Below are 606 nucleotides of genomic sequence, written 5' to 3' on the forward strand. Positions count from 1 at the left end.
ATGATTCCTCTTGACCAAATCTTGAAAGGCATATGATGTATAGACACTTCCTTGATCCGAATGGATGATGATCCCTTCGGGATTGTTCCGACTCTCCAACGCCATCTTTAACGTATCGATGACGAGGGGCGTCTGTTGATGCTCGTATAGCTTATAGGCAACGATTTCATTGTTGAATAGGTCGATGATCGTGGAGAGGTACTTCGTCGTGCTCCCGTATTGGATATAGGTGATGTCCGTCACCCACTTCTTATTCGGTTCACTGGCCGTGAAGTCTCGCTTGAGAAGGTCAGGTGCGATGATGATGCTCTCGCCCTGAGACTTCCATTTCCGTTTAGGCTTGATCCGACACTGGAGATGGTGCTTCTGCATGATTCTTTGTACGGTGTTCCGGTTAGCCGCCAATTCATAGGTTTGCTCTAACAGGGCTTTTATCTTTCGATGTCCATATCGATACTTCGTAAGCTTACACACTTCGATGACTGTTTGCTCCAGCACCGAAGGTTGCTTCACCGGTTCTTTGACCCAACGGTAATAGGTTGCCCGTGGCACGTCTAGGACACGTAGGATGGTCGTGACCGTATATTTGCTCTTCAGGCGCTCTAC

General features: G+C 48.2%; 1 protein-coding gene. It reads right to left on the bottom strand.

Annotation, left to right across the window (positions count from 1 at the left end; genetic code table 11):
• Window positions 1–606, bottom strand: a 606-nt coding sequence (locus DI14_RS00415) for an IS3 family transposase (protein ID WP_034803786.1), incomplete at both ends; no start/stop codon positions are given.

This window comes from Exiguobacterium sp. AB2 (genome assembly GCF_000696055.1).
Lineage (GTDB): Bacteria > Bacillota > Bacilli > Exiguobacteriales > Exiguobacteriaceae > Exiguobacterium > Exiguobacterium alkaliphilum.